13 protein-coding genes and 1 tRNA gene are annotated in these 22978 nt (G+C 65.2%); 10 read left to right on the forward strand and 4 right to left on the reverse strand.

Annotated features, from left to right (window positions below; all coding sequences use genetic code 11):
- Window positions 1-7: 7 nt before the first annotated feature.
- The gene (locus BBF93_RS08465; protein WP_114105628.1) at window positions 8-1252 is read right to left on the reverse strand and encodes a septal ring lytic transglycosylase RlpA family protein; all 1245 of its coding nucleotides are present in this window, start codon (window positions 1250-1252) and stop codon (window positions 8-10) included.
- Window positions 1253-1462: 210 nt separating this feature from the next.
- Between BBF93_RS08465 and BBF93_RS08470 the strand changes: the two genes are divergently transcribed.
- The 10 genes from BBF93_RS08470 to BBF93_RS08515 all read left to right on the forward strand — a co-directional run bounded on the left by BBF93_RS08470 (window position 1463) and on the right by BBF93_RS08515 (window position 20387).
- A tRNA-Ser gene (locus BBF93_RS08470) sits at window positions 1463-1552 on the forward strand.
- Between the two features lie 73 nt (window positions 1553-1625).
- Window positions 1626-2198, forward strand: a complete 573-nt coding sequence (locus BBF93_RS08475; protein WP_035602456.1) for a histidine phosphatase family protein — start codon at window positions 1626-1628, stop codon at window positions 2196-2198.
- A 164-nt stretch (window positions 2199-2362) separates the two neighbouring features.
- Window positions 2363-3955, forward strand: a complete 1593-nt coding sequence (locus BBF93_RS08480) for a PfaD family polyunsaturated fatty acid/polyketide biosynthesis protein (protein WP_233349347.1) — start codon at window positions 2363-2365, stop codon at window positions 3953-3955.
- Between the two features lie 4 nt (window positions 3956-3959).
- Entirely contained in the window at window positions 3960-7016 is a 3057-nt protein-coding gene (locus BBF93_RS08485) for a type I polyketide synthase (RefSeq protein WP_114105629.1), read from the forward strand.
- Complete coding sequence (locus BBF93_RS19505; protein WP_162786484.1) at window positions 6932-7909, forward strand: phosphopantetheine-binding protein; 978 nt, start codon at window positions 6932-6934, stop codon at window positions 7907-7909. Before BBF93_RS08485 ends, BBF93_RS19505 begins: the two co-directional genes overlap by 85 nt.
- 134 nt (window positions 7910-8043) lie before the next feature.
- Entirely contained in the window at window positions 8044-9327 is a 1284-nt protein-coding gene (locus BBF93_RS08495) for an SDR family NAD(P)-dependent oxidoreductase (protein WP_114105631.1), read from the forward strand.
- Window positions 9324-15401 (forward strand): beta-ketoacyl synthase N-terminal-like domain-containing protein, encoded by a 6078-nt coding sequence (locus BBF93_RS19935; protein ID WP_114105632.1) that lies wholly within the window; start codon window positions 9324-9326, stop codon window positions 15399-15401. The genes BBF93_RS08495 and BBF93_RS19935 overlap by 4 nt, the downstream gene beginning before the upstream one ends.
- A 726-nt stretch (window positions 15402-16127) precedes the next feature.
- Window positions 16128-17300, forward strand: a complete 1173-nt coding sequence (locus BBF93_RS08505; RefSeq protein ID WP_114105633.1) for an OmpA family protein — start codon at window positions 16128-16130, stop codon at window positions 17298-17300.
- A gap of 43 nt (window positions 17301-17343) precedes the next feature.
- Window positions 17344-19092 carry a hypothetical protein gene (locus tag BBF93_RS08510; RefSeq protein WP_114105634.1) on the forward strand — a complete coding sequence of 583 codons (1749 nt, stop codon included), beginning with the start codon at window positions 17344-17346 and terminating at the stop codon, window positions 19090-19092.
- Window positions 19093-19187: 95 nt separating this feature from the next.
- The gene (locus BBF93_RS08515; protein ID WP_114105635.1) at window positions 19188-20387 is read left to right on the forward strand and encodes a CaiB/BaiF CoA-transferase family protein; all 1200 of its coding nucleotides are present in this window, start codon (window positions 19188-19190) and stop codon (window positions 20385-20387) included.
- Window positions 20388-20443: 56 nt separating this feature from the next.
- Here BBF93_RS08515 and BBF93_RS08520 read toward each other — a convergent pair whose 3' ends face one another.
- The 3 genes from BBF93_RS08520 to mmsB are packed head-to-tail and all read right to left on the reverse strand — an operon-like array spanning window position 20444 to window position 22962.
- Window positions 20444-21241 (reverse strand): crotonase/enoyl-CoA hydratase family protein, encoded by a 798-nt coding sequence (locus tag BBF93_RS08520; protein ID WP_114105636.1) that lies wholly within the window; start codon window positions 21239-21241, stop codon window positions 20444-20446.
- Window positions 21242-21267: 26 nt separating this feature from the next.
- Entirely contained in the window at window positions 21268-22068 is an 801-nt protein-coding gene (locus BBF93_RS08525; RefSeq protein ID WP_035602436.1) for a TIGR03084 family metal-binding protein, read from the reverse strand.
- A gap of 3 nt (window positions 22069-22071) precedes the next feature.
- The gene (gene mmsB / locus BBF93_RS08530) at window positions 22072-22962 is read right to left on the reverse strand and encodes a 3-hydroxyisobutyrate dehydrogenase (protein WP_114105637.1); all 891 of its coding nucleotides are present in this window, start codon (window positions 22960-22962) and stop codon (window positions 22072-22074) included.
- Between the last annotated feature and the right edge of the window lie 16 nt (window positions 22963-22978).

Genomic DNA, 22978 nt, shown 5'->3' on the forward strand with positions numbered 1-22978 from the left:
GGGTTCCTCAGTATCCGGTGACGATCCGGCCGTCTGCGGTGCCTTCGGCGGAGAGGTTATTGCGAACCTGTTCGGCGGCCGCATGATCCTGGAAGGGGCCAACGCGGACGCGGAAAAAGTCGGCGCCGTTGACGCGGGCGGGCACAATCTCGACCGGCAGGCGCAATTCGACCTGACGCAGCATTGCTTCCGCATTGCCAATGTCAGAGAAGGAGGCGAGCTGGACAAAAACGCCGCCGGTCGCCGCTGCAGGGGCAGTGTACGCGGTCGGCTGAGGAGCAACCGTCATCGACATGAGGCGCGGCGTCTGCGCCGAAGTCGTCCCGCCGCCCAGAAGCTCATCGTCAGTGGCCACAGGCGCAGCGGACGCCATCTGCGTCACAGCCGATTGCGCAGCCGGAGCTTTCACCGGAGGGGAAACCGGAGCAGGCGAACGTGAAGTCTGGGAAACCGCCTGGGCGGCCAGCACGGGCGCGGGGCTCAGATAACGCAGACGTACATTCCCCTTCCCTGCGCCGTTCATGCCAAGCGCTTCGGCGGCCTTGCGCGACAGCTGCAGGTTGGCGCCGTCCTCAAACGGGCCGCGATCATTCACGCGCACCACAACTTCGCGCCCGGTGTCCAGATTGGTCACGTGCACGAGGCTTGGCAGCGGCAGACTGGGGTGCGCTGCGGTCATTTCAGCCTGGCTGAACAGCTCGCCATTGGCGGTGGGCAGGCCGGCAAATTCTTCGCCATACACAATTGCCAGACCGGTTTCGACAAACTCGCCATTGGCGGCCGAAGGGGCAGTGGGCTGCGCAACAACCGGCGCCGACGCGGCGTAAGCCATCCCCTGCCCGGCCGGCTCAGGCATTGCCTGAAGCGACATGCTTTCGACCACGGGACGAGCGGGCACGAGCATCTGCGGAGCTTCGGTCAGCGCGCTTTCGCGGGTTGTCCGGGCCAGCGGCGCTGTGGTCGTGGAGGCAGTGCGCACTTCACCGGCGCCCGGCTGAGAGTCCGGGTAGCGGAACTCGATGCGTGCCGTCGCCTTGTCCACCGGGGCAGACCGGGCTTGCGGCGCAGCAGCAACAGGCGCCTGGGCAACGCGATAGGTCGCGGGCGCCGGCGCATTCATCGCTTCGTTCTTGTAGACGATAGGCGCGCCTGCAGGGCCCGCTTCAGCTGTTGCCCCAAAGGCACAGGCAAAGGCGAGAACGGAAAGGGCAACCTTGGAACGGCTCACAAAAGTCGAACGCTTGAACGGCATGGGCCGCAAATCTCCTCATTCTGAGTACCGGATCACATTCAGTGGTCCGGGCGGCTTCTGCCGCTTTCAGGATGGTGTTTACCATGGGTTGGTGGAATCCCCGTCAACGCAGACAGGTAATCCAACACGCCGGATTAAGTGTGTAGTAACAGTTTTGGCGCCCTTCCCCTCTTGCCTTCCCGGCAGGCTTCGGGGAAACAGCACCGGCTCGGAGGAGTGGCAGAGTGGTTTAATGCGGCGGTCTTGAAAACCGTTGAGCCTTCGCGGGCTCCGGGGGTTCGAATCCCTCCTCCTCCGCCAGCAGCTTGTCTCCCCAAGCCGTCCGTTTCGGTCATAATGCCAGACTGCCTCCTTGGACAAAATGAGATCCGGCATGCCGTCTCTGTTCTTCATTACGCATCCAGAAGTCCTGCTGGATCCGGCCGTTCCCGTAGAGCGCTGGCATCTGAGCCCCAAAGGCGCAGGCCGAATGCAGGCCTTTGCCGCTTCAGAGATAATGTCCCGCGTCAAAACCATCTGGGCGAGCGGAGAGACAAAAGCGGTGGAAGCTGCCGCGATACTTGGGCGCCACCGCGATGTTCCTGTCCAGACAGATGAGGCGCTGGGCGAGAATAACCGGCAGGCAACCGGTTTCCTGCCCCCGGCCGAGTTTGAGCGGGTTGCCGATGCCTTCTTTCTCAATCCGGAGGAAAGCATTCGCGGATGGGAGCGCGCGATTGATGCACAGGCGCGCATATTGAAGGCATTCAAGGCCATCACCCGGCATCCCCCCGCTGGAGATGTCGCGATCATCTCTCATGGCGCGGTTGGTACGCTGCTCTACTGCGCGCTGACAGCGCAGCCCATCAGCCGCCAACATGATCAGCCTTTTCAGGGTAATTACTGGCGCGCAGATTTTCCCGGCCTCAAACCGGCCACGGGCTGGACACCTATCGCGCCAGTCTAGGCAAAGGCGGATGATCAGCCCGGGCACGCCTTCAAATCGGGCAGTTGCGGGGCGAGCTGCCTCACGGAATTCCCATCATGGTAGAATTCGCAACGCAGATGAAAGAAACTCGTCCGGTAACCTTAGTTTGAGGTTGAGTCGGCCCGCAAATGCCCTCTAAGACTATGCGCGGGGCGGGCATCCATGCTGCTGCGTTTCGGCCAGAAGGGCGGGAAATAGTGACAGAATTGATACGGAAAGCCGTGGAGGCGCCGCGCGCATGCGCTTGGGTTTCCTTGAGCGATTCCGGCATCCCAACTCTCCTTTCGGTAGGCGCTTGCCCCCCGGGCAATGAGGGCGCTGCAGCGCTTCCGCCCGTCTATCCAGAGTGGTTGGGAGACCGCGCCTTTGCCGCTGCTCACGGCGCCCGTTTCAACTATGTCGCCGGTGAAATGGCGCGCGGAATAGCAACGCCCAAAATGGTTATCGCGGCGGCGCGCGCCGGATGCGTTGGCTTCTATGGCAGCGCCGGCCTCCCCCTTTCCGAAATCAAATCAGGCGTTGCCGAGATCAAATCCGCCCTCGGTCCCGAAGCGCGCAACTGGGGCGCCAATCTTATTCATTCCCCGCAGGAGCCTGGCCAGGAAAAAGCGGTGATCGACCTCTTTCTGGCCGAAGGCGTCAGCCGCGTATCCGCCTCCGCCTTCATGCGCCTCACTGCTGATGTGGTGCGCTACACGGCTCTGGGCCTCTCACGGGCAGCAGACGGCACCATCCGCCGCGCCAACCATGTCTTCGCCAAGGTCTCCCGCGCCGAAGTCGCTGAAGCCTTCATGGCGCCAGCGCCTGAAAAGATGCTGCAACAACTCGTCGCCGCCGGAGAGATCAACGCCGCGCAGGCAGACCTTGCCGCTCAGGTGCCGGTCGCCGCCGACATCACCGCCGAATCCGATTCCGGCGGCCACACCGACAATCGCCCCGCCGCGCCTCTCTTCAGCTCACTGGCCGCCGCCCGCGCCAGGATCGCGGCGCGGTTCAGCCTGCCTGAAAGCAGCATCCGCATCGGCCTTGCCGGCGGCATCGCCACGCCGCAATCGGTAGCCGCCGCCTTCCAGATGGGCGCGGCCTATGTGCTCACCGGCTCCATCAATCAGAGCGCCGTGGAATCCGGCCTAGCCCTGTCCGGCCGCAAACTGCTCGCCAAGGCAGGCCCGGCCGATGTGGCGATGACGCCTGCGGCAGACATGTTCGAACAGGGCGTGCAGGTTCAGGTGCTCAAGCGCGGCACGCTGTTCGCCATGCGCGGCAAGAAGTTCCACGCCTTCTATCGCAGCGGCGCTTCTTATGAGACCCTGCCCGCCGAAGACCGAAGATGGATAGATGACGTGCTGGGCGAGCCCTTCGAGGCGGCCTGGCAGGCCACACGAACCTACATCCAGAGGGTAAATCCCGCTGAAGCCGCCCGCGCGGATGCCGATGGCAACAAACGCCTCGCCCTGGTGGCCCGCCGCTACCTGTTCATGGGCGCCCAATGGGCGCGCGAAGGGCAGGCTGACCGCACGGCCGACTATCAGATATGGTGCGGCCCCGCGATGGGCGCCTTCAATGAATGGGTCGCCGGCAGCTTCCTGGAGCCGGTCGAGGCCCGCACCGTTCGGCAGATCGCGCTGAACCTGATGGAAGGCGCCGCCCGCATCACACGCGCCGGCCAGCTGCGCGCCATCGGCCTCACCGTTCCTGCCGAGCTGTTTTCCTTCCGGCCTGTTGCCTTCGAGTAAGATCATGACACGCAAGTCTTCCCTTTACGATCCCGCAGCGCCCATTGCAGTGGTCGGCATCGGCGCGATCTTTCCCGGACGCGGCGATACAACGGGCTTCTGGCGCGACATCTTCGAGGGCCGGGACCTTCTCACCGATACCCCGCCCACGCATTGGCTGGTGGACGACTATTACGACGCCAATCCGCTGACGCCGGACCGCACCTACGGCCGCCGCGGCGGTTTCCTCTCGCCGGTCGCCTTTGATCCGCTTGCCTTTGGCATTCCGCCCGCCGCCCTGCAGACCACTGACACAGCCCAGCTCCTGGCCCTCGTCGCCGCAAAGATGACGCTCGACGATGCCGAGCGTGACAGCGGCGGTAAATTCGACCGTACACGCACCAGCGTCATCCTCGGCGTTGCCTCGGCCACCGAACTCACCGCCCATATGGCAGGCCGTCTCCAGCGCCCCGCCTGGGTCAACGCCATGCGTCAGGCCGGCCTGCCGGAAGACGAAGTGCAGGACATCGCCCGCCGCATCGAGAGCCATTACACCGAGTGGAAGGAAAGCACCTTCCCTGGCCTCCTGGGCAATGTCGTTGCCGGGCGCATCGCCAACCGTCTGGATCTCGGCGGCAGCAATTATGTCACCGATGCCGCCTGCGCCTCCAGCCTCTCGGCCCTGCAGATCGCCATGCATGAATTGCGCGCGGGCGATTCAGACATGGTGCTCACCGGCGGCGTTGATGCGCTGAACGACATCCTGATGTTTATGTGCTTCTCGAAGACGCCGGCGCTCTCGCCCACGGGCGATTGCCGGCCCTTCTCGAATGCCGCCGATGGCACGATGCTCAGCGAGGGCATCGGCATGATCGCCCTACGCCGCCTTGAGGATGCCGAGCGCGACGGCAACCGCATCTACGCCCTCATTCGCGGCATCGGCGGCGGCTCCGATGGCAAGGGCACCGCCATCTACACGCCCCTGCCCTCAGGCCAGGCCCGCGCCCTGCGCCGGGCTTACGATCAGGCAGGCTATGGCCCTGACGCCGTCGATCTCGTCGAAGCACATGGCACCGGCACCAAGGCCGGCGACAAGGCAGAGCTTGAAGGGCTGCATCAGGTCTTCGGCGAAACCGCCAGCGGTAACGACCCCTGGTGCGCCATCGGCTCGGTGAAGTCCCAGATCGGCCACGCCAAAGGCGCTGCAGGTTCGGCCAGCCTGGTGAAAGCCATCCAGTCCCTGCACCGGAAAGTCCTTCCGCCCACGATCAAGATCGAGGAACCCGCCGACGTCATCCGCGACAGCGCCTGCTTCTACGTCAACACCGAGGCCCGCCCCTGGGTCAGCGCGTCTACCCGCCCCCGCCGCGCCTCGGTCAGCTCCTTCGGCTTCGGAGGCAGCAACTTCCACGTCGCCCTCGAAGAATATACCGGCCCGGCCGCCGCAAAGCCTGAGCGCGTCTTTCCCGCCGAGCTCTTCCTCTACAGCACCGATGACAGCGCCGCATTGACTGAAGCCCTGGAAAGCGCGGCGCAGGCCGGCCTCACCGAAGATGCCTTCGCCAGCACCGCAGAGGCCACCCTCAAACGCTTCATCGCCAGCGCGTCCGCCCGCGCCGCCATCACCGCCACCAGCCCGGAAGACCTCGCCGCCAAGGCCGCCCGCCTTGCCGCGCAGATCGCAGACGGTTCTGCGGGCCGCGCGCCCCTGCCGCAGGGCTGCAGCCTGTCGCTCACGCCGGCCATGCCGGGCAAGATCGCCTTCCTCTTCTCTGGCCAGGGTAGTCAGTATACGGGCATGGGCGCAGACCTCGCCATGGCCTTCCCCGCCGCCCGCGCCGTATGGGATACGGCCGCCAGCCACCCCGTCACCGGCGCGCTGAAGCTCCACCGTCTTGCTTTCCCGCCGACGGCCTTCGACCAGGTGGAGTTCGGCAACCAGACCAAACGCCTCACCGCGATGGAGCACGCCCAGCCAGCGATCGCCGCCGTCGCCCTCTCCCATCTCGCGCTGATCGAGGCCCTCGGCCTCGAGGCGGACATGACCGGTGGCCATTCCTTCGGCGAGATCATGGCCCTGCACCATGCCGGCGCTTTCGATACAGACGCCGCGCTCACTATCGCCGCCGCCCGTGGCCGGGCCATGGCCGATGCCGCTGCCTCAAACGAAGGCGCGATGCTTGCCGTCCAGTGCGAGGCAGACGCCGTGCGTGATCTGGTCAGCCAGATCGGCGGTGGCCTCGTCATCGCCAACGATAATGGGCCGAGCCAGGTCGTCCTTTCCGGCCCCGTCGCCGCCATCCAGAAGGCCGAAGCGCTGATCGCAGAACGCGGCGTCAAGGCCCGCCGCCTGCCGGTTGCCACCGCCTTCCATTCCAGCGTCGTCAGCGCCGCAGTTGATCCGTTCCGGGATGTTCTCTCCGGACAGAAGATCAAGAAGCCTCGCCTGCCGGTCTACGCCAACGCCACAGCAGCGCCCTACAAGGCCAAGACTGCGGACATGGCTGGCGAGATCGCCTCGCAGGTCGCCACCCCGGTCCGCTTCCGCGAGGAAGTCGAAGCGATGTACGCCGCTGGCGCGCGCATCTTCGTCGAAATCGGCCCCGGCAATGTCGTCAGCGGCCTCGTTGCCGACACGCTCGGCATCCGAGACCATCTCGCCGTCGCGCTGGACAACAAGCGCGTCAACGGCGTCGCCCAGTTCCTGTCGGCTCTCGGAAGCCTCAGCGTCGCGGGCATCCCGCTCGATTTTGCCGCCCTGCTCAGCGAAACGCCGCCGCCGGTTCCAAAGCCGCCGCCATCGCGCCATGCGGTGATGCTCACGGGTGCCAATCACGACCGCCCCTATCCGCCCAAAGACGGCGCCGCCGGACGCGCGCCGCCCAACCCGCCACGCGCCCTGCCCACCGCAGCGGCCCCGCCGTCCCCTCCAACTCCACCTTCTCCCCCCCCTCCCAGCCAGTTGCCGCCGCTTCTCCAGAAAGGATTTCGACGTCCATGCCTGATCTGCCCCGCCCGACCGATCCTTCCCAGCTTCCGGCACCCGCGTCTCACCCCTTCGCCGCCCCCGCCAGCGCCATAGAGCGCATCTGGCATGAGGTTTCCCAGCGCCATCAGGATTACCTGCAGACCACCGCTGCTGCCCACACGGCCTATCTGAACGCAGCCGCTGCCCTGCTCGGCGGCGCCCAGATTCCGCAGGCCGCACTCCCCCTTCCGGCGCCCGCCCCCGCCCTGCCGCCACCCGCCGCGCCAGCGCCTCAAGCTGCGGCTGCGCCTTCCCCGGCGCCGGCACGCCCCGCTGAAATCAACATCGCGCCCGCCCCTGCCGCTGCCAAACCGTACACGAACGGGGCTGCCGCGCCGCAGGCCCCAGCCCCGAAACCACAACCCGCGCCTGCGCCAGCCATCCCTGCGCCCGCAAAAACGGCTGCCGGCCCAGACCCCATCGCCCTGGTCCGCGCAATCATCTCCGAAAAGACGGGCTACCCCGAAGACATGCTCGAGATCGACATGGACCTTGAAGGCGAACTTGGCGTCGACTCCATCAAGCAGGTCGAAATCCTCTCCACCCTGCGCGACCGTGTTCCGGAACTGCCGGAAATCGACCCGGAGAAACTCGTCGAACTGCGCACCATCGCCGCCATCGCCGCCATGCTCGGCAGCGCCCCAGCACCGGCAACCGCGCCCGTTGCGCAGACTGCTGCCCAGGCACCCGCCGCAGCCCCTGCTGCCCAGGCCGGCAATGGCGTCACGGTCGCCGTCGTCCGTTCCCTGATCGCCGAAAAGACCGGCTATCCCGATGATATGCTCGAAGAGGACATGGACCTTGAAGGCGAACTCGGCGTCGATTCCATCAAGCAGGTGGAAATCCTTTCCGCTCTGCGCGACCGGTATCCCTCGCTGCCGGAAGTCGATCCGGAAGACATTGCCGAGCTGCGCACCATCCGGAAGATCGCCGATTTTTTTGCCTGAGGGATGGCGGGCCGGCTTCCGCCGCCCCCCGTCCCGCGCCGCCTGAACCCGTCCTGCCAGCCTACACGTGCGAGGTGCGCCCTGCCCGTTGGGAACCTGTCCTGACCCCGTCGCGTCAGGCGCTGCCCCCGTCTGTGGAGGTTACCCTTGCAGAGCCCGCCGCCGCGCACGCCCTGCAGGCCGGTCTTGCCGCCGCAGGTATACTGGCCACCCTGGGTCAGGCCCCCAGCGGCGGCGCGCACACTATTCTGTTCACGGAAGGCCTTGCCGCCACGCCGATGACGGCGCGCCACTGGGCCGCCCTCGCCGCGTCGCGCTCCGCCCGCAGGCCCGGCGCGCAGTTCATCTTCCTTCAGACACTCTCCGCCGATAGCGGCCTTGAAGGGCTCGCGCGCACCCTGCGGCGTGAATGGCCGGATGTGGCCGCCGCCTGCTGGACGCTGATCGAAAACATATCCGGCGATGTCCTCGCTGGCTGGCTTGCCCACGGCGCTGAAGACCTCTGGCTTTCGCCTGACGGCACCGCCCGCCGCGCTGCGCTCGGCCCGTTCATTGCGCCGCGACCCATCCCGCTGTCCGCTCCCGGCCTCTGGCTGGTCACCGGCGGCGCGCGCGGGGTCACCGCCAATTGCGCCATTGAAGTTGCCCGCCAGAGCGGTGGCACCTTCCTGCTCGCCGGCCGTTCTGCGGAAACGCCGTGGCCGGCAGACGTGCCGGAGACTGCCGATCTGAAATCCCTCCGGGGACTGATGGCCTCAGCCGCCGTCAATCGCGGCGAGAAGCCATCTCCCGCCGGGATCGACAAAACTGCCCGCGCCGCCATCGCAGGCATGGAAATTCGCGCCACGCTCGCCGAAATCCGTGCTGCCGGGGCCGAGGCCCATTACCTTCCGATGGATACCTCAGATCCCGCCTCTGTCGAGGCGGCGCTCGCCACAATCCGCCAGCGTTTCGGCGCGATTACGGGGCTCATTCATGGCGCCGGTGTGATTGCAGACCGTCTCGTAGAGGAAAAAACCGAGGCTGAATTCCGCCGCGTCCTCGCCACCAAGGCCGAAGGTCTTTTCCACATTCTCGCGCGCATAGACCGTACCGCCCTCCGCCATGTCGGCCTCTTTTCCTCGGCGTCCGCCTTCTTCGGAAACCGGGGCCAGTCAGACTATGCCATGGCCAATGCCATCCTCGCCAATGCCGGCCGCGCGCTGCAGGCAGAACTGCCCGCCGCGCAGGTCAAGGTGTTCGACTGGGGCCCATGGGAAGGCGGGATGGTGGATGCCACCCTTGCCAGCCACTTCAGGCAGCAGGGCGTCCCTCTTATTCCGCTCACGGAAGGGGCGCGCATCTTCGCCCATGAACTCCTCGCCGGAGACCCCGCCGATGTCGAACTCGTGGTCGGCACAGTCTGGAGCGACACATGAGCCGGTTTGAACCCATCGCCATCGTGGGTGAAGGCTGCGTCCTGCCGGGCGCTGCCTCGCCGGATGCACTCTGGAACATCGTTGCAGAAAAACGCATCGTCACCCAGCGCGTCTCCCCCGCCCGCCTTGGCCTGGCAGATCGCCGCGCCGCCAATCCCACCTGGGTTTCCGGTCTTGTGGATGAAGCGCCCAGCGCATCGGATCAGGCGCTCGATCCCGTCTGCCGCTGGCCGCTCAAGGCCGTCCGCGACGCCTGGAGCAATGCCGCCACAGACCACATCGCGCCTGAGCGCCGCGCCGTCATCCTGGCAAACCTCCTTTACCCCAGCCGCGCCAAGGCCGATTATGCCGCCGATATCTGGCGCGATGGCCGCACAGATCGTCCCCTCACCGATACTTTGAACTCCGGCTATCCGGCCCGCCTCATCGCAGACGCCATTGGCGCCACCGGTCCCGTCCTTGCGCTCGACGCCGCTTGCGCCTCCTCGCTCTACGCCCTCGAAATCGCCTGCCGCAAACTCGCCGCCCACCAGATCGACATTGCCGCCGTCGCCGGGGTCAACGCGGCTGACAATCTCATCCTCCATATCGGCTTCAGCGCCCTGAAAGCGCTCAGCCCCACAGGCCGTTCACGCCCCTTCATCGAAGGCGCAGACGGCCTCGTCCCGTCTGAAGGCGCCGCCGCCGTCATCCTCAAGCGGCTATCGGATGTGAAAAAGGGCGAAACGGTCCACGGTGTCATTCGCGGCATTGGCCTCTCCAATGATGGCCGCCGCAAGGGCCTTCTCGCGCCAGACGCCACCGGCCAGGCCGAAGCCATGCGCCGCGCCTATGCTGGCGGGGACATTGATCCTGACACGGTTCAGTTCCTCGAATGCCATGCCACCGGCACCCCAGTGGGCGACGGCGTGGAAGTCGCTTCCTCCGCCAGCATCTTCGGCGCGCGCCGCCTTCCCGCCGGCTCGCTCAAAGCCAATACCGGCCACCTGATCACCGTTGCGGGTCTCGCCAGCGTCCTGAAACTAACCGCCGCCATGCGGCGCGAAACGCTTCCCGCCATGCCGCTGGATGGCAAGCTCCTGCCGGCCCTCGCCGGTGACGGCCTCACCCCCCTTGCTGATCCCGAACCCTGGCACCGCGCCAATGCCCGCCGCCGCGCCGCCATCAGCAATTTCGGCTTCGGCGGCAACAATTCCCACCTCATCCTCGAACAGCACGAACCCCGCACCCGCGCCGTCAAGGGCGCGAGCCTCCCACCGCTCCCGGAGGCAGACGACATCGTCATCTGCGGCATCGGCCTGCTCGCCGGGCCGGATCGCGGCGAACGCGCCGTCCTCCGCCGTCTGATGAGCGCCCCGCTCCAGGCCGCGCCCGCGACTGCCGAAGTTGCCGCAGATCCCGTCCGCGCCCGCACCCCGCCTGCAGATCTCCTGCGCGCTGAGCCCCAGCAGCTTGCCATCTTTGATGTAGCGACCCTGGCGCTGGAAGGCATCGCCCGCCCCGCGCCGGAAGCCTGCGGCGTGTTCACCGGTGTCGCCTCCGCCAATGACAGCGCCCGCTGGCTGCTGCGTGAGCGGGTCGCCTCCGAAAGCAGCGTCCCACCAGAAGCGCTTAGCGCCATCGCCCCGCCCCTCGTCGCCGCCGATGTCCTTGGCGCCATGGCCAACATGACGGCCAACCGCCTCACAGTGTCGGAAGATTTCCGGGGCCGGGGCTTCGCCATCGCCGCAGACGAAGCCTCAGGCCTCGCCGCTCTGGACACCGCCTGTGACGCGCTCCGCCAAGGCACGCTCGATCTCGCCATCGTCGCGGCGGCAGACTTTGCCACCGAAACCGTCACCGTCTCCCACATGAATGCGCGCCCGGCTGATCTCGCCGCCGCCCTCGTCCTCAAACGCCGCAAGGACGCTGAAGCCGCGGGCGACCCCATCCTCGGCACGGTCAGCGCCCTCACCTGGTCCCCCGCCAAAACCCCAGCCTCCCCCACGCTCACAGAGGCAGCTTATGGCAGCGCGCCGGTCGCAGACGCCCTCTTCGACCTTGCCGCCCGCCTCGCCCTTGCTGCGCGCGGCCTCGCGCCAGACGCCACCGAAACCATCGCCGCGCCCTGCCTCGCCGATCCTGTCCCGCCCCTCACCGTCAGCGCCGGCGCCGTCTCCGCCACGCTCACCCCCGCCCCCGTCCGCCCCTCGCCGGACATACTGCGCCCCACGCCGCATCTCTTCTGGGCTGCTGCCGCCAGCCGCGCCGCCCTCGGCAAAAAGCTCACCACCGGCAAAACCGGCGGCAAGGGTAAACACCGTATCGCCCTCCTCGCCGCCGATACCGACAAGCTCCGTGAACTGTCAGATACCGCCGCCACTGCCCTCGCCGCAGACATCGCCCCCAAAGGCGATGGCATCTTTTATGGCCAGGGCGACCCCGACGGCGAACTTGCCTTCGCCTTCACGGGTTCCGCCGCCTCCTACCCCCGCATGGGGCGCGGCCTCCTCGCCGCTTTCCCGGAAGTCGCCGCAAAGCTCGCCAGCATCCCCGCCGCGCAGGCGATGACGCCTCTGCTCGCCAAATCCAGCCTCACCGAGTTCGAACAGCTCTGCGCCGTCAGCCTGCTGACCCAAGCCCATGCCATCCTCCTGCGCGAGGTGCTTGGCCTCCAGCCCACGGCCGCCCTCGGCCTGTCGCTGGGCGAAAGCAACGCCCTCTTCGCCTTCGGCTACTGGAAGGATATGGGCGGCCTGCTGGAAGACATCTCCAATGCCGCCATGTACGAACGCCATCTCGGCGGAGACTTCGAAACGGCGAAAGAAGCCTGGGGCCCGAACGTGCCCACAGACTGGACCAACTGGCGCCTGCGCGCCCCCATCGGTCAGGTGCGCAAGGCCGCCGCCGCCCACCCGAATGTAGAGATCACGATCATCTATTCGGATATGGACTCGATGATCGGTGGCCCGGCGGAGGCTTGCCGCGCAGTGGCCGAATCCCTCGGCAAGGGCGCCGGCGCGTTGATGCACCAGCATCTCATCGTCCATGCCAGCGCCATGGCCCCCTTCGCGGAGAAATGGCGCGAGCTTCACACCCGCCCCGTCTCTCGCGTCGAAAACGGCCCCCGCCTCTACGCCAACGCCATCAACGCCGCCTACGCGCCCAGCAAGGCCAGGGTGGCTGACATGCTCACCCGCCAGGCCGTCACCACGGTCGATTTCCCCGCCACCGTCCGGCAGGCCTGGGAAGATGGTGTGCGAACCTTCGTGGAACTCGGACCCCGCGACTCCCTCACCCAGTCCATCCGCCTCACCCTGAAAGACAAGCCCCATCTCGCCATCGCGGCGGACGAGATCGAGAGCGCAGACCTCGCCCAGATCGCCCGTCTCGCCGCCACCCTCTTCGCCGCCGGCCATCCCATCCGTATCGAGATGGTCGCAGGTCGTCTCGACGCGGCCCGCGCCCACCCCTGGCCCGCGCCCAAACCGCCCACCGTCACCCGCCCAGCGAAATACGCGCCTCCCAGAGTGCCCCCGCGCGCGAAACCCGCTGCTCCCGCAAACTCAACCGGCGCCGTCATCCCGCCCGCGCCCACGCTTCCCGCGCCGGTCTACACCCGCCTCGCCCCCCGGCCTGCTCCCTCTTCTGGGCCGATCCCCTTCCCGCCCCCGCCGGGCACCCGCCACTCAGCCCCTTCACAAGCTGCCACCCAGCCACCGCCCACCAGCATCGTCTCCGGCCGCCAGCCCCTCACCAAACGCGCGCCCACCGGCAAGGCATGGGACCGCCCCGCCATCGAAGCGGCCTCGCGCGGCCCCATGTCCGCCTTCTTCGGCGAGGCGTTCGCCGCGCAGGATCAGTACGCCCGCAATGTCCGCCTGCCTGCCCCGCCCCTGCTGCTGGTAGACCGGATCACCGGCATCGACGCGGCCCCGCTCGTCGATGGCAAGGGCGTCATCTGGACCGAGACGGACCTCACCGCCGATCACTGGATGATGCAGAATGGCCGCATCCGCCCCGGCCCGCTGATCGAGTGCGGACAGGCAGACCTTACCCTCATCGGCTGGATGGGCGCAGACCTGCGCAACAGGGATGAGCGTGTCTACCGGCTTCTCGGCTGCGAGATCACCTTCCATGAAGGCGGCCTCCCTGAGGCGGGCGACACGCTGAAATTCCAGATCGAGATCACCCAGCACGCCACCTTTGGCGGTGTACGGATGTTCTTCTTCCAGTACGATTGTGAAGCAGGTGGCCGCCGCGCCTTCTCCGTCCGCCAGGGACAGGCAGGCTTCTTCACCGATGCCGAACTCGCCTCCGGCAAGGGCGTGGTCTGGGACGCGGCCAGCGAGCCGCCGCCCAGCGCCAGCCCCGCCCCCATCGATACCGCGCGCGCCAGCGCAAAGCGCGCCTTCCACGCTGACGACGTCTCCGCCTTCCGCCGGGGCGACGCCTTCGCCTGTTTCGGCCCCGGCTTCGAATTTTGCGCCGCCCATTCCTTCCCGCCGCATCTGCCAAACGGCAATCTCTCCTTCTTTGATGATGTACCCGAATTTGATCCGCAGGGCGGCCCCTGGAAGCGCGGCTATCTGAAGGCCCGCGCCGCCACGCCGAAAGACGCATGGTTCTATGAGGGCCATTTCCATAACGATCCCTGCATGCCGGGCACGCTGATGGCTGAAGCGGCCGTCCAGGCGCTGGAGTTTTATGCCGCCGCCCTCGGCCTCACGCAGGAACGCGATGGTTACGTCTTCGAGCCTGTGCCCGGTGAAACAGCCAAATTCATCTGCCGGGGTCAGGTCATTCCGGATACGGAGCACGAGATCACCTATGAAGTTTTCATTGATGAAGTGATCGAGGGCGAAACGCCCAAAGTCTTCGCCGCCCTGCTGGCGCGCAGCGATGGGAAAAAGGTGTTTTACTGCCCCCGCTTCGGGGTACAGCTGCGCCGCCAATGGCCTGCCCCGCGCGTCTCGCCTTTGCCCATCCGCACAGGCCCGCAGAAGGAAAGCCGGGGCGACTATGCTGCCCTGCTCGACTGCGCCAATGGCGCGCCTTCCTCCGCCTTCGGAGAAATGTACCGCCGCTTCGATACGGAAGGCAAAGTCCCCCGCCTGCCCCAGCCGCCCTATCATATGATGTCGCGCGTCGTCGCCGCCACGGACCGTCCCGGCGTGCGCCGCCCCGGCGCCACCATCTCTGCGGAATACGACATCCCGCCCGACGCCTGGTATTTCGCAGATAACAAGAACGGGGAGATGCCCTTCTCCGTCCTCTCCGAAATCGTGCTCCAGCCTTGCGGCTGGCTCGCCAGCCATTGTGGCTTTGCGCTGGATGGTGGCGATCGCTTCCGGAACCTTGAAGGCGATGGCCGCGTCTATCGCACCCTCAGCCCCCGCGATGGCACAATCTGCGTCGACACCACCCTCTCCTCCTTCTCCAAGGTCGGCCCGATGACGATCGTGGCCTTCGATCTGAAAGCCCGCCTCAAGTCAGGTGAGCCGGTGATGGATCTGATGACCCGCTTCGGTTTCTTCCCGGCGCAGGCTCTCGTGCGTCAGGCGGGGCTCGGCGCCAGCCAGGTAGACAAGTCCTGGCTCGCTCTTCCCGGCGAGGTTCAGGATCTTTCGCCCCGCGATCCCCGCCTCGCCGCCGGTCAGCTCCGCATGCTTGACCGCGTGGACTATTTCGATCCCTCTGGCGGCAAGGCCGGTCTCGGCCTCGCCCGCGCCAGGCAGGCCATTGATCCCTATGCCTGGTACTTCAAGGCCCACTTCTTCGGCGATCCGGTACAGCCCGGCTCTCTCGGCCTTGATGCCCTCGTCCAGCTCCTGATCCGCACCAGCCTCCTCAAGGGCATCGGCAGCGGCGCCGCCACCCATATCGAAACCCTCGCGGCCGACATGCCGGTGAAATGGTCCTATCGCGGCCAGGTCACGCCGGAGAAGAAAGAGGTCACCACCGTCATGGAGATCGTTGAGGTCTCTGGCGACGCCCAGCGCCGCATCGTCACCGGCCGCGGGTCTCTCTGGTGCGATGGTCTGCGCATCTATGAGGCAAGTCCCATCTCGGTCGCCTTCACCACCGGGGGCTGATCCGCGCGGCTCGGTGGCCTGTGGATAACCTGTCCGAAACTGTCCGGATTTGTCCGAAAATGTCCGGAAGCTGTCCCGATGTGTGCCCTCCGTGTCCGCGCGTGTCCGGAAATGGCCCCGGAATGTCACGGGTTTGCCGGCGTTTTTCACGCCCGGCTGCAGGATAGTTTCGTCCGGATACGGCATATCTCCACGTCGCCTGTCCCCGGTTTTGTGCTGTCTAATCTGTAGCGCCTCGGCCCCGCCCGCCAATCCTTATCCCCCATCGCGCCCGCGCCTTATCCGCCGGGGTGGCCAGGCCGGTTAGGCTTGCAACCTCCGCATTGCCGCTTTTTCAGCTCAAATCAGCAAAGGATCACCGGACACACGAATGAAATGATCCCCGCCCTTCGCCTATCTCCAAGAATTTCCAGGGCCAATACTCTCTGACCACGAATAAGCCTTCAGATATTCTCTCCACAGGCGAAGGAATCGCACGCTCGACTTGCCCCCGCCAGATCTTCCATCATCAAAGACCTCGCCGGCAGTCTCTCACCCCTCCCTAGAAAGGAAGAATAATCAAATTAAAACAAACCTCTGAACTCCGCCGTTTCACGCGCTGACGGTTGCCCGAATATTAATGCCTCGTATTGCCGCTCATGCAGTATTGTGGCTTTACTTCCTGTAGTGTCAGGGGACGGTGAGGCATGATCCATAATCCCGGGTCAGGCCACCAGAGGCGGAAGAATGTCGGTCGACTCCAGCCAGTCGGGTCTCAAAAGCGTGCTATCTGCACGGCGCTATCGCCGCGCTGACGGCGCCGTATTGCCGTTTCTTCCCTATGGTCTTGTCCCCGTCCTCGGCCTCGCCGCCCTGCTGCTGTTCGGCTGGTTGGTGCTCGCCGTCACTGCAGTTCAGGGCACTGCCCGCGCCGCTGCCGAACGGGCACTGGCCGAGACCGGCGAAGGCTGGGCCAAAGTCCGCGCCTCCGGGCAATGGATCACCGTTGAAGGCAACCCGCCCAGCGCTGAAGCGGGCCAACGCGCCCTCGCCGCCGTGCGCAATGCTACCTCGCAAACCTGGCTCGGCAGTGCCCGCCCGGTCACCCGCGTCACGGCAAACTTCTCCGCCAGCACCCCTGCTCAGGCCAATTCGATCACCGCCTCTCCTCCGGTCTCGGCCGATCCCGAATTCCTCTTCCGCCTCACCGCCGGCACCCTCACGCTGAATGGCCGTGTCCCCACAGAGGCGCTGAAAACAGCGCTCGGAACCCGCGCAGAAAGCCTCAAATCGCCCGGCCACCTGCAGGATGTGATCAACCGGATGACGGTCACCAACGGCCCGTCGCCCACTGGCTTTGACACGGTTGCCGAGCGCGGCATCGACACGCTTGCCCAGTGTGAAACCGGCACCGCCAGTTTCTCGGCGTTGACCTTCAATTTCCGCTGCCAGGCCGATGACGATAAGGTCGCAAGCATTGGTGCGGCAGTGAATGCCGGCCTCCCCCTGGGGGCCTTTGGAACCGTGGAAATTCTTCCAATTCAAGCGGTTGCCAGCTGTGAGGAAGAGCTTTCCCACCTTCTGGAAGCTGCCCGTATCGAGTTCACCCCAGGCAGCACGGTGCTGAACGTTGCCAGCGGCCCCGTCCTCGATCTGGCGGCCCGCGCTGCCGCCGACTGTCCCGGCACCCTCCGCGTTGAGGGGCATACGGACAATACCGGCAACCCCGCCTTCAACGACCAACTCAGCCTGCGCCGGGCCGAAGCCGTCCGCGCTGCCATGATCGCGCGGGGCGTGCCTCCCGAAAGGCTCCTAGCTGCCGGATTTGGCCAAAGCCAGCCCGTCGGCGACAACACCACAGAAGACGGACGTGCCCGTAATCGCCGGATAGAAATACGAATTGTCAGGCCAGACGAATGAGCCGGCTGATGCCCCCTAACGCGCCCACCGGCGGAGAGTGACCATGTGGTTCCTGCTTATCCAGATCTTCTTCTTCATGTGTGTCTCCGCAGCATTGGGGGCCGCTCTCGCCTGGTGGTATCTGCGCCGGCGCTTCATCGATGTGACCGAAACCCATGCCGAACTTACCCGGCAGGTGGAGACAGCCATCGCCGATGGCCGCGCCCTCAAACGCGAGGATGTAGACGCCAGCCTGGCAACGGCGCTGGCCGCTTACCAGCCGCCCCAGCCGGATTTCGAGCCCCTCCAGAGCCGCCTGCTGCTGCTGGAGCAACAGCTTGCCGCGCCCGATCCGGCTCTCGGCTCGATGAAAGACCGGATCGGCACAATCGAACAGGCCGTTTCCACAATCTCCGCTTCCATTGCCTCGCTGCGCAGCATTCACCTCGATGCCATCTCCCAAGGCATCCGCGACGTCGCCCAGCGTGTGGACGGCATCCAGATGCCAGATGTCGACAGCGTCAATGCGCGCGTCACCTCCCTCGCCGAAGCAGTCGCCAGCAATCGGCCAGATCTTGCCCCCCTGCAGGACCGCCTCGGCGCGCTCGAAGCCGCGATTGCCAACTTCCGCATCCCCGAAGTCGACCTCGGCCCCGTCCATAGCGGCCTTGCGCGGCTCGATCTCAGCCTGTCGGAACTTCAGCCGCCCGAAGTCGATCTGCGGCCCATCGAGACCCGCCTGTCCAAGCTGGAAGAGCTTCTCGACACTCTTGATACCAAAGACAATTTCGCCGCTCTCGCCGGCGATGTCGCGGTTCTGGCCGCAGAACTTTCCGCCGTCTCCGGCGAAGTGGTGAATGTGGCCGCAGATGTCAGCCGGATGTCCGGCGATGTCGCCAAAGTCTCGGGTGAAGTCGGCTCTGTCGGCCAGGCAATTGCCCGTATCGAACTTCCCGAAATGCCTGACCTTGACCCGCTCCATAGCCGGCTTGCGGCGCTCGACGCGTCTCTTTCGGACCGTTTCGCCTTGGTGCAGGAACGCATTGCCGCGAACACGCCGCTCAACGATGCCCTGATCGGCACACTGGCCGCCATAGAGTCTGACCTCGAAGTCGTCGCCTCCCGCCGCGGCCCCGATCTGGAGCCGCTGTTTGTTCAACTCGCCTCCCTGGACACTTCCATCGGAACGATCCGCAACGAACTGCGCGGACAAAACAGGTTGGAACCGATCGAGCGCCGCCTGCTCGCCATTCAGGAAGCGGTCCACAATCCGCCGCCGGGCGAAGTCTCTCGCGAGGATCTGACAGCGCTGGAAGACCGGCTGACCTCGATCGAATATGGCATCACGGCCCTGCACCATATGCTCCGCGGCCGCGGAGACAGTGCCCGCTCGGACGCTGCAGACAGCCACCGTCCACGCGTTGAAACGGCAGCGACGGAAGCGCGCCCCACGCCCCGCACAACCCGGTCTCTCCCCACTGCGGAAATGCAGGCTCTGACCAGCCGCCGCGCCGAAGCCATCGCCAAGGCCCGCAAACCCGACGACCAGGCAAACCTGCTGACCCACGCCGCCTTCGGCGAAGGCGATGACCTTGCCCAGATCATCGGTGTTGGCCCCATCCTCACCGAGCTGCTGCATGAAGTGGGCGTGTTCTATTTCTGGCAGATTGCCGAGTGGACGGATGACGACGTCGCCTATGTCGATGAAAAACTGCTGCATTTTAAAGGCCGGATCGAACGGGACGACTGGGTTGGGCAGGCAAAAGAGCTCGCCGAAATGCCCGGCTCTGCCCCCCGCCCGGAAGCCAGCTGAACTGACCTTGCGGAACGGGTTGGCGAGGCAAGCTCCCGCCGCCTAATCTGCCGCCGGAACAAGGCGGCATCGCTGCCCATAAGGGAGACCCTATTATGCTCGAAGGCATCCGCGTCATCGAATACGCAACCTACATGGCCGCGCCCGGCGCTGGCTGTATCCTGCGGGACTGGGGCGCCGATGTCGTCAAGATCGAGCCGCCTGGCGGCGATCCCATCCGCCTCTTCTTCCGCACCATTGGCACCGATTATCCCGATAATCCGGTGTTCGATTTCGACAATCGGGGCAAGCAATCAATCATCATCGACACCAGCAAGCCGGAAGGCCAGGCACTCATCCGCGAAATGGTGAAAGACGCCGATGTGTTTCTCACCAATGTTCGCCCCGGCGGCCTTGCCCGCTCCGGGCTGGACTATGACTCGCTCAAACAGCTGAACCCGAAACTCGTTTACTGCTCCCTTTCCGGCTACGGACTTGAAGGTCCGGATGCGGATCGTCCGGGTTTTGACATTGCCAGTTTCTGGAGCCGCACCGGCGTGGCCAACCTGACCATTCCAAAGGGCGGAGAACCCTTCCCTCTGCGGACCGCCTTTGGGGATCACACGACTTCCATCGCGGCCGCCGCAGGCATCTGCGCGGCGCTGGTGGAAGCTCAGCGCACCGGGAATGGCCGCCTCGTTGAAGCCTCCCTCTTCCGCACCGGCCTCTACACGATGGGCTCCGATCTTGCCATCCAGCTTTTCTTTGGCCGCGTTGCTTCCACCAAGGGGCGGCATGAGCAGAACGTCCCCATCTCGAACTTCTATCAGAGTAAGGATGAAAAATGGTTCTGCATCGTGGCCCGACAGGGAGAGACGGATTGGGCGCCGCTCTGCCGCGTTATCAACCGGCCGGAACTCGCTACCGATCCGCGCTTCAACAATGCCAAAGGCCGGCGCGCGAATAATGCAGAGGTGGTGAACATTCTCGACGCCGGCTTCGGCGCTTACGAAATGGAGGAATTGGCTGGACGACTGGATGCAGAGTCCATTGCCTGGGCGCCAGTGCAGACTTTGGCTGAGGTTGCAGCCGATCCGCAGGCCCATGCCGCCGGCGCCATTGTTCAGACGCCGAGTTCCAAGGGCGATGGCTCAACTTACGCCTCGCCCGCCTCACCGGTACGCTTCCCTGGCGCAGATGATGGTCCGAAAGGCCCCTCCCCTGCACCGGGCGAACACACGCGGCAGGTGCTCACCTCTCTCGGCCGGACCGAGGCCGATATAGAAACGCTCTACAAATCCGGCATTGTCTTCTGATAAAAAGGGGCGCGAGATGACCTCGCGCCCCTTTTGATTTAATCGGTAGACGGTCTTTATTTCCCCTTGAACACAGGCGTCCGCTTCTCAAGGATCGCGTTGACGCCCTCGATGTGGTCATCGGTTTCGTGCATCAGCGCCTGCGACGCGGCCGACAGTTCCATGATGGTATCATAGGAGGAATTCGTCCCGTGCCGCATCAGCGTCTTGGCAAGGCGCAGCGCCTGAGGCGGCTGACCCGCAATCTTCTCCGCCATGGCCATCGCTTCATCCATCAGCTTGTCAGCCGGCACAACGCGGGAGACGAGACCCCATTCTGCTGCCGTCTTCGCATCAATGACGTCGCCCGTGAACAATAGTTCTGCGGCGCGGGAAGAGCCGATCAGGCGCGGCAGCAGCCAGGCGCCGCCATCTCCGGGAATGAGCCCCAGTTTCAGGAACGTCACGCCGAGTTTTGCCGTTTCTGAAGCAATCCGGATATCCGCCATGCAGGCGACATCACAGCCAAGGCCAATCGCCGGACCGTTGATGGCGGAAATCAGCGGCGTTTCCATATTATACAGGGAGCGGACGATCATGTGAATGTTGCGGCGATAGCCTTCGCGGATATCCGCCGGGCTGCCGCCAAACGCGCCCGTCTTTTCCTTCATCGCCTTCACGTCACCGCCCGCAGAGAATGCGCGGCCAGCGCCGGTCAGGACGGCGCAACGGATCTGCGGATCAGCCGCAATCTCGGCGCAGACGGCAGCCACTGCCGGGCCGTCCCCCTCCTGCCCGAGCGCGTTCATCATTTCGGGACGGTTCAGCGTCATCACGGCGATGGGGCCGCGTTTTTCCAACAGCAGAATGGACATGGGCGTTTCCTTTGGCGTTTGCGTGTTCAGTGAGTTTCAGACTTGGCCGTATGCCGGCTGCCCGGCGCGGGCGGCGTTGCGGGCGGCCCGGCGAAGCATTGCGCCTTGGACATCCAGTCAGCCGCCACGGAGCCGGTCACCTTCAGCGAGGTGTCGGCGATGTTGCGTGTCTGGGTGACAACCTGGCAAAACTCCTCGGCCCTGCCTTCAATCCGCTCGGCGTCGCTGGGCGAACCATGCGTCCAGATGGCGCCCGAGGGCGCCGTAAGGACCAGATAAGGCATCTCACCCGGCGGCTTTTCGCGGCGCGTGGCATAGGTCCACCCAAAGGTATTGACGCCGAGGGTTACGATATTGCCGATCCGGTCTTCATTCCGGCGCACGACGCCGAGATGGTCGTAGATTTCCTGCCCATGTGCCCATGTTTCCATCAGGCGCGCTGTGATCGAGGAGCGTGCGCTCATATCCGGTCCGGCCCATTTCAGGCGGGCCTTTGGATCGGCCGACGCAAAACGGTCCGCCGTCTCTTCAAACTGCTTCTCCCACTCGGCCACCAGAGCAAAGCCATCGAGACCGGCCAGCACCTGGCTTTCATAAGCCCGCATGGATTTGCCGGAACTGGCCATCGTCTTCAGATGATGAACCAACTCGGCTTCGTCCGCCAGCTGAAGATAGGCCATCCAGTTCCAGAAGTGCAGATGCTGGAGCACATCATGAATGCCCCAGCCCTTGAACTGCGTCGGCTCGGCATAGCGGATCGGCGCTGTGGCTGAAACCAGCGCGTGCAGCGCCCGGCTTTCGGCCCTGAAATCTTCCGCCTGCTGCATGGCTCAGAGATCCCCCTTGAGGTCTTTCATCACGCCGGAGAAATCGAGGCCATCAAAGCCGCGCTCGGAGAGGTTCTGGTAGATGCTCTCGGCGAGTTCTCCGAGGCGGATGTCAGCGCCCGCCGCCTTGGCAGCATCTGCGGCCAGATGCAGGTCTTTCAGCATCATCGCGACGGCGAAGCCGGGCTTGTAATCGCGGTTGGCTGGTGACGTCGGCACCGGGCCCGGCGCAGGGCAATAGCTCGTCATCGACCAGCACTGGCCGGAGGAAACAGACGAGATGTTGAAAAAGGTCTGCGCATCAAGACCCAACTTTTCGGCGAGGTTAAACGCCTCGCAGGTGCCAATCATGGAAATGCCGAGCAGCATGTTATTCGCAATCTTCGCCGCCTGGCCGTTCCCTGCTGCGCCGGCATGGAAGATATTCTTGCCCATCCCTTTCAGGATAGGTTCGGCCAGTTCGTAAGCGATCCTGGTTCCGCCCGCCATGAAAGTCAGTGTGCCCGCCTCTGCTGCCGCGGTGCCGCCGGAGACAGGCGCGTCGATCATCATGAAACCCGCCTCTGCCGCCTTCTCATGAGCCTCCCGCGCATCGGTGACGGCAATGGTCGAACAATCGATAAACAGAATGCCTTGCTGGGCATGTTCAGCGACGCCGTCTGCGCCGAAATAGACACCCAGGACATGCTTGCCAGCCGGCAACATCGAGACGACAACATCCACACCGTTCACCGCATCTGCAATCGAGATCGCTGCGCGGGCGCCTCGCTCTGCGGCCGCCGCGACAGCGTCCGCACTCAGATCAAATGCGGCTACCTCATGATGGGCCTTGACCAGGTTGGCGCACATGCCTGCGCCCATATTGCCAAGGCCGATGAAAGCGATCTTCGCCATGATGTATACTCCTGCA

The organism is Hyphomonas sp. CACIAM 19H1, assembly GCF_003325995.1.
Lineage (GTDB): Bacteria > Pseudomonadota > Alphaproteobacteria > Caulobacterales > Hyphomonadaceae > Hyphomonas > Hyphomonas polymorpha.